This window comes from Staphylococcus shinii, from assembly GCF_017583065.1.
GTDB classification, from domain to species: domain Bacteria; phylum Bacillota; class Bacilli; order Staphylococcales; family Staphylococcaceae; genus Staphylococcus; species Staphylococcus shinii.
The window spans coordinates 510,399-524,975 of record NZ_JAGEVL010000003.1; the positions used below are offsets into that span (position 1 = coordinate 510,399).

Below are 14,577 nucleotides of genomic sequence, written 5' to 3' on the forward strand. Positions count from 1 at the left end.
AGGTTTATTTTATGTTAAAAGTATTGTTAAAACAGTTGATTGTTCGAAATAGGTTTATTGAAAATATATGAATGTGTATTTGATAAAGATGATAAAAAATTTTAATTCTTATTAGGTTTCATTTAACAATAATTAATTTATTCGTTATAATACATTTTCGCTTTATTTATGTATAAATTTATACTATATTGAGTATTGTGTGTATTTCGAGGTGTATAAATACACAATAAAATGTGACATAAAACTTCAAAACTTACTGACGAGTACTTTTAAATTTAGAGGAGGAAAAGCAATAAGAACATTGACTTCTTAATTGATGTACTGCGAAAAATTAAAACCAACGACTTAATAATAGAAAAGTAACTATGGCATATATGATTTAAATAGTGAAAATAAAGAGAATAAAGAACAACAGACAAGGAGCTTGATTATGCTTAAATCTACAATTGAAAATGTAGAAAATGAAAAATATAAATTACAACCAATGAACACACATTACTTGAAAAGAATAGAAAAAATAAATCTAGAAGAGGTTTACTTTTGTATTGAGAAAAGTGATGTTGTAACAATAGAAGCTTTAGAAACACATATACAGCAGTCCAAAAAAGCAATCGCATTGATTGGTGAAGACAATGTGAGAACGACACTTCAAGATTGTGGCAACGGTTTATATCAAGCTACAATAATTTACTTTGAAAAATCACTTGATTCGCTCATGGATGCAACGAAACATTTAACGCTTTTAGAAACACAAGAGGCGAACAAATATATACTAGTAGATTAAAATAAAAACACTTTCGCATGATTTCATTTTAAAGATGAAATAAGCGAAAGTGTTTTTATTGTGGTTGGATAGCTACTAACATATGTGATTTTATTTTTTAATTATGCAGAAAATAGCGTTGTGATATGATGAAAAGTCTTTATATATGTAAAGTAATATATGGTGATAGATTCATATAACATAAAAAATAAAAAGCCACTTTTAAGATGACTTAAAGTAATTGTTCTTCTATCGGATCGCTGTAAATTGCATCTTTTCTTTCAACAATACTTTTTAAAAACAAAATATTGTGAATAGCAGAATAGGTTTGAACGTAATTGCAAATAGTTTTAGCATAAGATTAATTTTATTGTACACATCAATTTCATTGTCTTATACTTATCTTAAAATTATTTTGGAAATAAAAAATTCGTCTAACCACTTTAGGAGGTTTTCTAGTGAAAAATGCAACGGAGTTAGCGCAAATATTGAAATCCTTAGATGGACAGAAATATGGTGCTTATAAAAGACTTAAAGGTATATATCAATTCAAACAGTTTCGACTTGCGATAGACCATACCCAAGTGGATCCATACGCGCCTCCATCTAAAATGAGGGTAGTGATGAGTAGAGACACAGCGAATATCCCTAACAACTTATTGGACACCAAAGATAAAGTTATCGCCGTAGCAGACTTTTTAACGCGAACTTTTAATGAAAGTATAAGTTCATTTAAGCGAAACAGCCAAAATGCAAAAGCTGCATCAAACATTGCTATAGATCAATGTGGCCAAGAAATTTTAGAACGCACAGCTGTAGTAATCAATGAACATAATATCGAAGTAAGACTTGAAATTAGTTTGCCAGCGGCAGGAAGAAAAATTTTAGGGAAAGCTGCGGCAAATACATTAGTAGAAATACTGCCCAACATTGTACATGAAGCGTTGCTCTATAAAAATATTGATCATGCGAAATTAGATACACAGGTTACGTTAATGCTAGATCAAGCTTTTATTCGTGAGGAACTTGAACGTCGAGGTCTTGTTGCATTTATTGCGAATGGTTCGATATTACCGCGCAAAAGTGGCGTTTCAGATAAGCATTTAGCTAATGCAGTTGCGTTTACAAGTCCTAAAAATGTGGAAGTACAAATGGCTATGCCAAGTGGAAAGACAGTCACTGGAATGGGGCTACCTAAAGGTATTACATTAATTGTTGGTGGAGGCTTTCATGGCAAATCTACTGTACTTGAAGCGCTCGAGCGTGGTATCTATAACCATATTGATGGAGATGGTAGAGAATATGTTATTACATGTCATGATGCCATGAAGATTCGAGCTGAAGATGGTCGCCATATTGAGAAGGTAAATATTAGTCCATTTATAAATAATTTACCGGGAAATAAAGATACGCATCAGTTTTCCACTGAAAATGCGAGTGGCAGTACATCTCAAGCAACGAATGTTATGGAAGCATTAGAAGCGAGGACCTCACTATTATTGATTGATGAAGATACTTCAGCTACTAACTTTATGATTAGGGATAGCCGTATGCAACGCTTAATTGCGCCCGAAAAAGAACCTATCACACCATTTGCAAGTAAAGTAAAACCGCTGTATGAAGATCATGATGTTTCTACTATTTTAATTGTAGGCGGCTCAGGTGATTATTTTGAGGTTGCTGACCAGGTATTAATGATGGATGAATATGTCTTAAAAGATGTCACTGAAAACGCTAAAGCGATTGCCCAAACAACAGATAATACAACAAAGGCTACAAATAATAGCGAATTTGGCAATCTTCCTGCTAGAGTGCCGTTAAAATCTAGTTTTAATAAAAAAGGAAAAGACAACCGTTTCAAAGTAAAAGGACGTTATTCCATTTTATATGGCAAAGAGCTTATCGATATTTCCGGTTTGGAACAGTTGGTGGATACAAGTCAAACTCAATGTTTAGCAGCAATGATTAATTATTATCAAAGTCACTTGTTAAATGAGCAAGATACGTTATCTCAAGCTGCAGATAAATTATATACAGTTATTCAAGACCAAGGTTTAGATGTAATATCGTCATTTGAAGGGCACCCGGGTAACTTAGCGCTACCAAGAAAACAAGAGTTTTGTGCAGCACTTAATCGTTACCGTGGACTAAAAGTGAAAAATTAATAATTATAAAAAGGGTTGCCATTGTTAAATATTACGATGGCAACCCTTTAAAATTATAATAACTAGAGTAATAAAACGTGCAGCACATAAAAAATATAACTCTAACTATGTATTTTTTATTTAAATTAAAAGGCTCAAAAATTAAGCGTTTTAAAATATTATAATTAAAATAAAAAAGTTATGCTATATTTAAAATGAGTTATATTGATAGTTTTTTACTTAGAGGTGATAGTATAAATAACAAATAATTTTGTGGAATTTGGAGAACCGACAGCAAATGATAACCAATTAAAAATGAAACGGCAGTTATACTTTACAGCGAATAGCAAATAAGGTTTGAAAATTTATTTGAGTCCTAGAGATGTAAAATATGAATTTTCTTATATCTCTGAAGTAATAACTTGATTTTGGAAGTTTGCAATTATGAAAATAAATATTCTTATTATTTTGTTATGCATAATTATTAACTTTTCGTATTCAACATATATTTTTAGGACAAAGAATATTAACATTATTGCCTCAATTGAAGCAGATAGAGTTCCAAAACATAAAGTTAATCGTTTAGTTAAAATTTTTGTTTGTTGCCTGACTTGTGCCACGCTTATTATTATATGCTCAATACTTGTAATTGAGCAAAATTTTATATTATCGATGTTCTTGGTTTTTCTAAGTTTTATAGTACTTAGTTTTATTTATATATATTATTTAATGATTAAAAAGTAATAATGGTTGAAAATAGGAGTATTACTTAACCATTTTACGCATTTTATAAACTTTAGCATTACTATTTCCAGATTGACCGATAATTTTAAAGCCTTGTTTAGCATATAAGTGTTGGGCAGTAATGTTTTCAACTTCAACAGTTAACGAAATTTTTGTATAACCTTTATGTAACGCAAGTTGTTCAGCGTATTCAAGTAAAGCACGTCCCACACCCATACCTCTGAATTGAGGAAGTGTTGCTAACATACTCACATGATACTCATCTGTATTGCCTTCATCTAATCTTATAAGGGAGATTATATCTTTAAATGCATGTAAGAACTGAGGGACTAACTGCAACTTTTGAATTTTTGCAATTTGCCATACAGTAGTAAATGTTTGTTGCTGAAGATCACTGTAAGGCAAGCATGATATAGCTCCTGCCACTTGCCCATCAATCATTGCAAGCATTGTATTCTCATAACTAAAACGGTTCCCAGGTTGTTCCCATAACTGCTGCATCTTTTGAATAAGTATTTTAGTGTCTTGTGTATAAAATAAAACTTTTGCCATATCATCTATGGCTAGTAGGTGAAAATAGCCACCATCTTGTAATTGTGGATAAGCTGGTATAATTTTTGAATTGTTCATTATTTATGCTCCTTAAAATATAATTGTAATAAACTTATACCCATCTAATTAAAAAAATTTAGTGTAATTAATTAAGTTAGTATACTAATTTAAGAAGTGATTCATGTTGAGTTGATGCGAGGTAGTCATCGGGATGTGTGAAGGCACTCTTCTATACCCTGTAAAATAGAGTAGTGTCATTCATATTAGTTGTTTTATTTATTGGCGCTTATTAAATAAAATTAAGTAAGGTATACTGTCATAAAATTTAATTAATAAATATTGTTTTTAAAAAGACGTTTACAATACAAAGTACGTTAGTTAAACTTGGAATGTAGACGAATTAAGTGGCACAATATATATTAATTAAGGAGCTTATGCTAAATGAAGGGTAAATGGATTTTATCAACAGTTTTAACTGGTGCATTGATAATCACGGGTTGTTCCAATAACGATACGAAAAATGAAGACAACGAAGCGAATAAAGAAAATAAGAAGAGCCAATCTGCTAAAAGCAGTAATGATGTGAAATATCCGAAAGATGGAGTGAGAGGGATATATGTAAGTGCCGATGCGACCAATGGTGAAAAATTTAAAGAGCTTACAAAGTTTATTGATGAAAGTGATTTAAATGCAATGGTGATAGATGTTAAAGATGATTCGGGTAACGTTACTATAAACTTTAACACTGGTAATAAAGAAATTGATAAACATACATTAGATATCGTAGATGCGAAGCCGTTACTTAATAAAATGAAAGAAAAAGATATTTATCCTATTGCCAGAATTGTTACTTTTAAAGATAAAAATTTAGCAGAAAGTCATCCTGAGTGGTCATTTAAGCAAACAGATGGTTCAGTATGGGAAAGTGATGGTGGCGATAAATTTGTTAATCCATTCGTGAAAGATGTATGGAAATATAACATTAATGTCTCTAAGGAAGCAGCAAAAGCAGGTTTTAGAGACATTCAATATGACTATGTAAGGTTCCCAGAAGCGTTTGAAAATGTAGAAAGCAACTTGACATATGATAAAGGCGACTATAAAAATAGTGAATTAAGTGATGTTGATCAACGTGTAGATACTATTACACAATTCCTAAAAACTGCTCGTAAAGAATTAAAACCTTATGGTGCTGAGATATCAGCTGACGTATTTGGTTATGCAGCAATGGTTGAAGAAGCACCAGGTATAGGCCAAAGTTTTCCTAAAATAGCCGAAAATACAGATGCTATTTCATCTATGATTTATCCATCACATTGGAGCTCAGGTGATTTTGGTTTAGAAGCGCCAGATAAGGAACCTTATGAAGCAGTTGATCATTATTTAGATAAAGAAACGTCTGTTTTAAATAAATTAGGTGATAAAAAACCGAAGTCTCGCCCGTGGTTACAAGACTTTACAGCACGATATTTAGGTGAAGGTAAATATATAGAATATGACAGTAAAGCTGTTGAAGCACAAATACAAGCGCTTAAAGATCATGGAATTAAAGAGTACCTATTGTGGAATGCGGCCAATGATTATACTCAAGGTGTAGATTATACTCCTGAAGCAAATAAAGAAAAACTAGAACAGAATAAAGAAGAGTTAAAGAAAGAGGACAAAGACGAAGAAAGCAATAAAGATAATAAAGACAATAAAAATGAAAAGTAATTTAGTCAGATAAAAATCTAGCTAGAACAATCATCTCACATTAAATTAAATACACATTAATAAAAAGGCGCAGCACGTTCAAATTTATTTCAACGTGTTACGTCTTTATTTTATACATTTAATTTTTTGTTTTGAATTAAGAAGAAGTACAGTATTCCAGTAATTATTATGATTATACCCATGATAGCATACATATTTCCATAGCCAGTTAAAGGCGTTACATAACCTAATAAGTATGGAGAGAGGCCTAAACCAGCATCAAAAAAGATGAAATAGGTTGATGTGGCAATACTTATACGAGAAATTGGTGCAGATTTAACTGCTAGAACTTGTGTTGCAGATTGTAAGTTACCGAAACCTAATCCCATAATGGCGCTAATTAATAGTAATATAATTCCGCTTGTAACTTGACTTAACATAAAACATACTAATCGCGTAGAAAATGATTGCTGGATATACAACGATGTGGTTTCCTCTATTATCCATGAGTTTACCGGCAGCTGGGCGTGTTAGTAAAACAACAATGGCATAAACAACAAAGAATAAACTTGCTATACTTGTTAAATTTAATTGACTCGCATATAAATTCAGGTAAGTTAATACCCCAGAATATGCAAAACTTAATAATAAAATGATTAAACCAACAGGTATGACTCTTGGCTCAATGATATTTTTAAGAAACGATGTACCTTTTTCTAAATTAACGGAAGCCGTTTTGAATTCAGAACTTTTTGGTGCTTTAATAAAAATGCTCATGATTAAAGCGATACACATTATGATAAAACAAAAGCTGAATAGTATAGAAAATGAAATATAATGAATCATTAATATACCAAGAAAAGGGCCGAATGCAGTTGCTAAAGTCGTACTCATACTATAGTAGCTAATACCTTCAGATTTTCGAGATTCTGGGATGATTTGTGTAGCAATTGAGCTAATGATTGTTAATGCCATTCCATGAGGAATTCCATGTAGTAAACGTATTAAAATCAGGAATTGAACGTTGGTATTAATAAAATAAATACTGATGATAGCTAAGCAGATTATGATGGTGATTAGTAACAAGCGCTTAAGCCCGAACCTATTAATAAAATATCCAGCAAACAGCCGACCAATAACACCACCGATAATAAATATACCGCTGACGAGTCCTGATTGACTTATCGAAGATTGATAATGATTAATTGCAAAAGTTGCAATGGTAACCATAAGTAAGTAAAAGACTAAAGTTAGTAGAAAGTTAATCAACGATACACTGATAAATTGTTTAGTCCAAAGTTTATTGGTTTGCATAATGAATGCCTCGTTTCTATAAGTTTAAATTTAAAATTTATCAAAATTAACACAAAAAAGACACTTTGGTAACCAAAGTGTCTTTATATAATATATTGTTAAAATATACAAATCCAAGCAGGCATTGATAAAGATTTCAATAATAAAAATTGGTCACTGTCTTTGTATATATTGAATTAAAAAATGATAGACTACTCCCGAAACCACAGGTTTTTCATGTCTTAAATAATTTTTTAATCTAATAGGTTTTAAATATACAGTTACCATTGTTAAGTTGTCCTTTTAATAAAAATTTAATAACTAAATGATACATTCCCAAAACTCAAATAACAATACAATATATGATCAATTTAGAGAACTATTACATAAATCTAACTTCCCCCCGTTTGAATATTATTTTTCGAAGCGTCAAAAATTAAATGCAATATAATGTAAATAAAACTACATTACTGTATAAACGTATTGTATAATATAAAATAAGTTAATTTTAATATAAGTAAATATAAATGAGGAGCACGTTATTTTATGATTAGAATTTTAGTTCCGTGTTTTAATGAAGCAAGCGTTATTGAAAAAACATACGCTGAATTAACAGAAATTATGCAACAAGACAGTCGCAACAATAATTATAAATATGAATTGCTTTTTGTAGACGATGGGAGCAAAGATAACACTTTATCTATTATTCGACAATTGGCACAACAAGATTATGCAGTAAAATACATATCATTTTCAAGAAACTTCGGTAAAGAGTCTGCAATGTATGCTGGATTGAAGGCCAGTGTAGAAGCTGAAGCTTTAATTATTTTAGATGGCGATTTACAACATCCACCAACACTAATTCCACAAATGATTAAGTACTTTAGAGAAGGTGAAGATCAAATTGTGGCCAAAAGAGATAGAGCAGGTGAAAATTTAATTCGTAAACGCGTGTCACAATTATATTATACAATCATCAATAAAATGGTTGATGTTACATTAGAAGATGGTGTTGGTGATTTTAGATTATTAAGTCAGCGGGCAGTTAAAGAAATTGTGAATATGGGAGAGTATAATAGGTTTTCTAAAGGCTTATTTGCGTGGATTGGTTTTGAACCGAAAATCATTGAATACCAAAATGTAAATCGCGTAGATGGAGAGTCTAAATGGTCATTTAGCTCATTATTAAATTATGGTATAGATGGTTTGATTTCATTTAATAATAAGCCATTGCGTGCCATTATTTATTTAGGTCTTTTTATTTGTGGGATGAGTTTTCTCTATATTTTATTTAACTTTATTTACACGATAAATTATGGTGTTTCTACACCAGGATATTTTACAACAATTTTCTCTGTATTATTTTTAGGCGGGATACAGTTAACTTCATTAGGAGTGATTGGAGAGTATATCGGAAGAATTTATTATGAAGTGAAACAACGACCACTCTATATTGTTCGTCAAACAAATTTGAATGAACAAGAGGTGGAATAATATGAAACCGATTAAGATAAAAAAATCGTATCTTACAGTAACAGTTCTATTTATATTTTATATTTTTATGGCAATATTTACGCCATTAACACATGACGATTGGGATTGGTATAGTCATTATGGGGTTCAAATGCTTCAAGAACACTTTGCAAATTTGAACGGGCGTTATTTAGGTAACATGTTAGAAATTATTGCTGTTCGGTTTGATTGGTTTAGATGGCTGACTTATGCCATTTTTAGCGCTTCGATTATATGGATAATTGGACGTTTTGTGAATGATAACAAGCGTGTTTATTATTATTTGTATGCATTTATCCTAATGGTTACGATACCAAGTGAAATATATAAACAAACTTATGGTTGGTTCGCCGGATTTTATAATTATGTTCCTGCAACTTTTTGTGTGCTGTTTATTATATGGTATATCTCAACAATTTTATTTAAGCAGAAAAGTTTAGATCCTGTAACTAATATTTTGTTTTATTGTGTCTGTTTTGTTGGACAATTTTTTATGGAAAATACAACATTATTCAATACGATGATTTTATTTTTAGCAATCATATTAAACGTATTACTTTATAGAAAGTTGAACCCTAAATTCCTATTAGGTTTGGCAATTTCATCACTAGGGATGATTTTGATGTTTATAAATCCTAATTACCGCAAAATATTTTTTGAGGGCAGTGATTATCAAAAAGTATCTAGTGACACCGGCATCGTTGATAAAGTGACAAACACAGTAACAACCGTACTGCCAGATTGGGTGGTTTTTAACCAAATAATGATAATCTTAATGATTATTGGTGTTGTTATTACACTATTATTCAGAAGTGGTACGTTATTTACACGCTCTAAATTATTGCAAGTATTTGTTATAACTGGATTATTATTTTTGCCAATATACTACTTCTTTATTTATGAACAATTTGAGTTACAAAATTTTCATATACTTGTTATTGCTAATTTAGTTAATACATTAGTTTGTATATGGTTTTTATGTGCGTTAATTTTAGCAATTCATCTAGTGGTTGAGCTGAAGGAAATAAAATATACATTATATTTATTACTGGCAGCTATTTTGTTAGTATGTGCGCCATTAATTATTGTATCTCCTTTAGGACCAAGAAATTTTTATACAGTTTCTGCATTGTATGTCATTATCTTATTGCTACTATTTTCACAACTAAATATTACTAATCAACTTTGGAAACAGATTGCGGTTGTGTTAGCAGTTGGTTGCGGAACCTTATATCTAGGAACGTTTTTCTATATTTATCAAAAAAATGAAACGCGTATTATACAGTTAAAAGAAGAGATAAAAGCACACCCTAAAAAAGAAGTTTATACGATGGAAAAATTACCTTTCGAACATTATTTGCATCATGCTACGCCTACAAGTGCAAGATACCAAGCATTATTTAACCAATATGAAGGTATACCAAAAGACACCAAAATAAAATATGTGCCTTTTGGTGGTAAACATAAATAGGATACTTAAGCGGAAAAGATATAAATACCAATCATAAATACAAAAAGGGAGTGGGTAGAAATCATATGTTATTGAAATGATTTCGTCATGCCACTCCCTTTTGTATTTCTATAACTTTTTAGTTATCAAAATATAAGTCAGACGAGAAATTTAGCTCGAGACAAAATAGTCATATTTTATAATTCTTTTTCCAATATAATTGCTTTATAGTCACGAATATCTATACGGCCCAAAATTTCACGCTTTAACTTTTTGATATGTTCTAGTTTAGCTATGTTACTCATCATGTTATTAGGTACATGATTTTCCCAACGTTCAAGTTCTATGAATAATTCGTGCAATGATTTCATAAAATTACCACCTTTTATTTTTTTACAAATAAAATAGCCCTTCTTAGATAAGAAGAGCTTCCGCACATCTTCTCATCTGTCAGTTCGTAAATTAAAAACTGTTGGATTTAGCACATCGCTCGTTTGAGCTGTTGCTGGAGTTTCATAGGGCCAAGTCCCTCCACTCACTCTTAATAAGAGAACTATTCTATTTTAAAACATTGTAACGAATGTTCACTCAATTAGCAAATAAATATATCGTAGAAAAAATTTTTATGACGGTATATTTATTTTAAATAGTCAAAAAACGCACTTTTTAATTAATAAAAGATTAAGCCGATCAATAAACCTAAAATTACAATTAACCAAGATGGTGCTTTGCAATATGCCAATAATACAAACAATGTAGCAGCAAATGCAAAGTCCATATTTGATTTTATTGAGGATGTGAATATTGGATCATAAAAAGCTACAATTAAAATACCTACTACGCCAGCACTGACCGCTTTTAACATTGATTTTGCATAGCGGTTTGATTGTACGTGTTCCCAAAAAGGTAAAACGCCAACTAATAATAAAAAGGCAGGTAAGAAAATAGCTATTGTTGCAACTATTCCCCCTAAAACACCAGACATAACAGTTCCAATATATGCAGCAAAAGTAAATAACGGTCCTGGAACTGCTTGTGTTAATGCGTAACCTGATAAAAAGTCATTAGCACTAATCATATCAGTTGCTACAAATGATTGTTCTAACAAAGGTAAGACAACATGTCCGCCACCGAATACAAGTGCGCCAGAACGATAAAAGTTATCAATCATGTTAATCCATGAATTGTTAGTGACAAAATTCAATATAGGTAAGATTACTAAAAGACTAAAAAATAGTATAAGAGAGATGGCACCTACTATTCGTGGAATATTAAATATTTTTATCGATACTTTATCTTCATCTGTTTGTTTGAAAATCGCTAATCCAACTATAGCCACTGCAATCAACGCACCTAATTGCGATAGTGGATGAATAACCGTTATAGCTACTACTAATGTGAACAAGGCTAAAATTTTTGTTTTTAAATCGGGTAATAATTTTTGTCCCATGCCAATAATAGCATTTAGTACAATTGCAACGGCTACTAATTTTAGGCCGTGCGTCCAACCTAAATCATTGCTGTAAGCTAAGAGAAAAGTTGCGCAAAGCATTAGTACAATCACTGAGGGAAGTGTAAATCCAATAAATGAAATTATACCGCCGACCAAACCTGCTTTAGTTATACCAATACCGAATCCAACTTGGCTGCTAGCAGGTCCGGGTAAAAATTGGCATAATGCTACTAAATTGGTGTATTGTTGTTCTGTAAGCCATTGCCTTCGTTTTACGTATTCATCATAGAAGTAACCAAGGTGTGCTGTTGGACCACCAAATGAAGTGCAGCCTAACCTTAGAGCTACGAGAAATACTTCAAGATATTTCATAACAAATCCCCTCCTAGATTAAATTTCTCCGACGATTTCTTTTAATTTCTGATGACTTTTTTCTAACATTTGCTTACCAAATGGAGTGATTTTATAGTTTTTACGTTGCTTACCGGCAACAACAGTTTTTTCACTAACAAGTAATGACTCATCTTCCATTCGGTGTAAGAGAGGATATAGTGTTCCAGCACTTATTGTATAACCATGTGTTATTAACTCTTCCATCATCCAGCTACCATAAATAGGATGTTCATTAGCATGATGCAAAATATGGATATAAATGAAACCAAGAAACATACGTCTTTCTAATTTAGAGTCGATATCAACCAGCCCCTTTAATAATTAATAACATAATCCGATATCGGTTTTCGATATCAAGGACAATATATCATGTATCACGATGCTTTTGGCTAAATTTACATAAATTTTAAAAACTTATAATAATTATCAATTTATATATTTTTATAAGTGAAATTAACAACAATTAAGATGATTTACTAATGATAGATAAGTAAGGTACAATTATGTGTAAACGCTTACTTTAGAAATTTGACGTGTTGGTTTAAATCAGTTTTTAAAAGGAGAATGCACATGAAAGACAAAGTGATAATTGTGACAGGCGGTAGCAGTGGGATGGGAAAAGCAATGGCGACAAGATTTGCGGATGAAGGGGCAAATGTAGTCATTACTGGTCGTTCTTTAGAGCGGTTGGAAGCGGCCAAAGCTGAAATGGAAAAGTTTGAAGGACAAGTGTTATGTATAGATATGGATGTGAGAGACCCTGAAAGGGTTCAATACACAGTAGATAAAACAATAGCAACATTTGGAAAAATCGATGGTTTGGTGAATAATGCGGCAGGTAATTTTCTATGTCCGGCAGAAGATTTATCACTCAATGGTTGGAATTCTGTTATAGATATTGTCCTTAATGGGACTTGGTACTGTACACAAGCTGTAGGTAAAGAATGGATAAAAAATGGCCAACAAGGGCGCATTATCAATATGGTGGCGACCTATGCATGGAGAGCTGGCGTTGGAGTAGTGCACTCAGCAAGTGCTAAAGCTGGTGTATTATCCATGACTAGAACGCTCGCAGTAGAGTGGGGAAGTAAATATGGCATTACAGTCAATGCAATTGCGCCAGGTCCGATTGATAATACAGGTGGATCAGGAAAACTAAGTTTATCAGAAGAAGCTAAGCAACAAACGCTTGATAGTGTTCCGTTAGGTAGAATGGGACAACCAGAAGAAATAGCAGGTTTGGCTAAGTTCCTATTATCAGAGGAAGCCAGCTATATAAATGGTGCCTGTATGGCTATGGATGGCGGCCAATGGCTGAATCAAAACCCATTTTAATTAAGGTATGACAAGAATAACTAATTAATATATACCATAAAACTAATTGTGAATATCGTTCTTACAGTATTTTAGTTAGCACATAGAACTAAAATATAAATTAGTTAACCGATACAATTTTAATTTAACCTCATTCAATTGAAATTACTGACCTTTTCTACTATGATATAGACTTGTGTTAAAAATTAATATAGAGCTTTAATTTACGAAACTTTTTGGTTCAATAACTAGAAAGTTTCTTTTTATATCGTCTAATTTTTTTAGAAAAAATGTAATACTGATAGATGTATGTGTGTTTTTAAATAATTGAGAAAAGAGGTGTTTAAGGGATGTGGTATAAAATCCATTTTAAAAATATATGTTTTTGTATTTTAGGTACGTTTCTTATTAGTATAGGTATCAATGCGTTTGTCATTGCTTCTAATTTAGGGGAAGGGGGGACAGTTGGTATTTCATTAAACTTAAAATATACATTAGGTTTATCGCCGGCACTTACTTCCTTGATTATAAATATGATATTGATTGCGATAGGTTGGAAATATTTAAGTAAAACTACTGCTATTTATACTTTAATCACTGTTATTTCGAGTTCAGCATTTTTAGGATTGACTGAATCATTTAATATGAATCTGGAATCTGATTTTATCAATACAGTATTTTCTGGTGTGTTAATTGGGATTGGAAGCGGACTAGTGATTTCCGCACGAAGTACATTAGGTGGTACTTCTGTCATCGCTAAAATTATTAACAAATATAGCGAGATAAAGACATCACAGGCATTGTTTATTTTAGATTCAATCATTGTATTATCTTTCTTAATTGTACTTCCGGTCCAAAACGTATTGTATACGATTGTAATGCTTTTTATTGTTGAAAAGAGTATGACATTTATTATAGAAGGGTTTAATCCGAAAAAAGCGATTACGATTATTTCAGATTATAATAAAGATATCAGTTTAGATATTAATAATGAAACAGGTAGAGGGTCCACACTATTAAATGGTGTGGGCGGCTATGAACGTAAAGAAACGAATGTACTTTACGTTGTCGTACCGCAAAACCAATTAGCTAGAATTAAAAAAATTGTTAACGCACATGATGAAAATGCATTTCTAGTTATCCATGATGTGCGCGACGTCTTAGGTAATGGATTTATGAAACTACAATAAATTTGGCATTGTAAAGCGTAAATCAACTTTTTATAAAACGATTGCGTTGTTTCAACTAGTTATTTATTGCTTATATG

At 31.5% G+C, this 14,577-nt stretch carries 13 protein-coding genes and 1 riboswitch; of the genes, 7 read left to right on the forward strand and 6 right to left on the reverse strand.

All coding sequences use genetic code 11. The annotated features are described in order from the left end of the window. Positions 1-430 precede the first annotated feature (430 nt). Positions 431-784 carry a hypothetical protein gene (locus tag J5E45_RS06195; protein WP_039068192.1) on the forward strand — a complete coding sequence of 118 codons (354 nt, stop codon included), beginning with the start codon at positions 431-433 and terminating at the stop codon, positions 782-784. A gap of 437 nt (positions 785-1,221) precedes the next feature. Further along, the gene (locus J5E45_RS06200; protein WP_107548551.1) at positions 1,222-2,928 is read left to right on the forward strand and encodes an ABC-ATPase domain-containing protein; all 1,707 of its coding nucleotides are present in this window, start codon (positions 1,222-1,224) and stop codon (positions 2,926-2,928) included. A 744-nt stretch (positions 2,929-3,672) separates the two neighbouring features. On the opposite strand, the gene J5E45_RS06205 is transcribed toward J5E45_RS06200, so the two are convergent. Continuing rightward, positions 3,673-4,281 (reverse strand): GNAT family N-acetyltransferase, encoded by a 609-nt coding sequence (locus J5E45_RS06205; RefSeq protein ID WP_039068190.1) that lies wholly within the window; start codon positions 4,279-4,281, stop codon positions 3,673-3,675. A 363-nt stretch (positions 4,282-4,644) separates the two neighbouring features. Between J5E45_RS06205 and J5E45_RS06210 the strand changes: the two genes are divergently transcribed. Beyond that, positions 4,645-5,916 carry a putative glycoside hydrolase gene (locus J5E45_RS06210; RefSeq protein WP_208181843.1) on the forward strand — a complete coding sequence of 424 codons (1,272 nt, stop codon included), beginning with the start codon at positions 4,645-4,647 and terminating at the stop codon, positions 5,914-5,916. A 110-nt stretch (positions 5,917-6,026) separates the two neighbouring features. Here the strand turns inward: J5E45_RS06210 and J5E45_RS14355 are convergent, their stop codons facing one another. Together J5E45_RS14355 and J5E45_RS06215 are read right to left on the reverse strand one after the other, a co-directional pair. Then, complete coding sequence (locus tag J5E45_RS14355; protein ID WP_237282806.1) at positions 6,027-6,335, reverse strand: MFS transporter; 309 nt, start codon at positions 6,333-6,335, stop codon at positions 6,027-6,029. Then, entirely contained in the window at positions 6,292-7,209 is a 918-nt protein-coding gene (locus J5E45_RS06215) for an MFS transporter (RefSeq protein ID WP_237282807.1), read from the reverse strand. The genes J5E45_RS14355 and J5E45_RS06215 overlap by 44 nt, the downstream gene beginning before the upstream one ends. A 525-nt stretch (positions 7,210-7,734) precedes the next feature. On the opposite strand from J5E45_RS06215, the gene J5E45_RS06220 reads away from it, so the two are divergent. Further along, positions 7,735-8,682, forward strand: coding sequence for a glycosyltransferase family 2 protein (locus J5E45_RS06220; RefSeq protein ID WP_069793377.1), 948 nt, complete (start codon positions 7,735-7,737; stop codon positions 8,680-8,682). A 1-nt stretch (position 8,683) separates the two neighbouring features. Beyond that, positions 8,684-10,171 carry a DUF6056 family protein gene (locus tag J5E45_RS06225; protein WP_101050564.1) on the forward strand — a complete coding sequence of 496 codons (1,488 nt, stop codon included), beginning with the start codon at positions 8,684-8,686 and terminating at the stop codon, positions 10,169-10,171. 176 nt (positions 10,172-10,347) lie between these two features. On the opposite strand, the gene J5E45_RS06230 is transcribed toward J5E45_RS06225, so the two are convergent. From J5E45_RS06230 to J5E45_RS06240, 3 genes are all read right to left on the reverse strand, one after another. Beyond that, positions 10,348-10,521, reverse strand: a complete 174-nt coding sequence (locus tag J5E45_RS06230; RefSeq protein WP_176723101.1) for a hypothetical protein — start codon at positions 10,519-10,521, stop codon at positions 10,348-10,350. 69 nt (positions 10,522-10,590) lie between these two features. Next, a riboswitch (SAM riboswitch) is annotated at positions 10,591-10,701 on the reverse strand. A gap of 119 nt (positions 10,702-10,820) precedes the next feature. Further along, positions 10,821-11,975: a chromate efflux transporter gene (gene chrA, locus J5E45_RS06235; protein WP_208181844.1), complete on the reverse strand. Its 1,155-nt coding sequence runs from the start codon at positions 11,973-11,975 to the stop codon at positions 10,821-10,823. A gap of 18 nt (positions 11,976-11,993) precedes the next feature. Then, positions 11,994-12,296, reverse strand: coding sequence for a PadR family transcriptional regulator (locus J5E45_RS06240; protein WP_069793380.1), 303 nt, complete (start codon positions 12,294-12,296; stop codon positions 11,994-11,996). A 270-nt stretch (positions 12,297-12,566) separates the two neighbouring features. Here J5E45_RS06240 and fadH point away from each other — a divergent pair, with 270 nt between their 5' ends. Then, positions 12,567-13,331: a 2,4-dienoyl-CoA reductase gene (gene fadH / locus J5E45_RS06245; protein WP_069793381.1), complete on the forward strand. Its 765-nt coding sequence runs from the start codon at positions 12,567-12,569 to the stop codon at positions 13,329-13,331. A 329-nt stretch (positions 13,332-13,660) separates the two neighbouring features. After that, complete coding sequence (locus J5E45_RS06250; protein ID WP_039068182.1) at positions 13,661-14,500, forward strand: YitT family protein; 840 nt, start codon at positions 13,661-13,663, stop codon at positions 14,498-14,500. Positions 14,501-14,577: the final 77 nt, after the last annotated feature.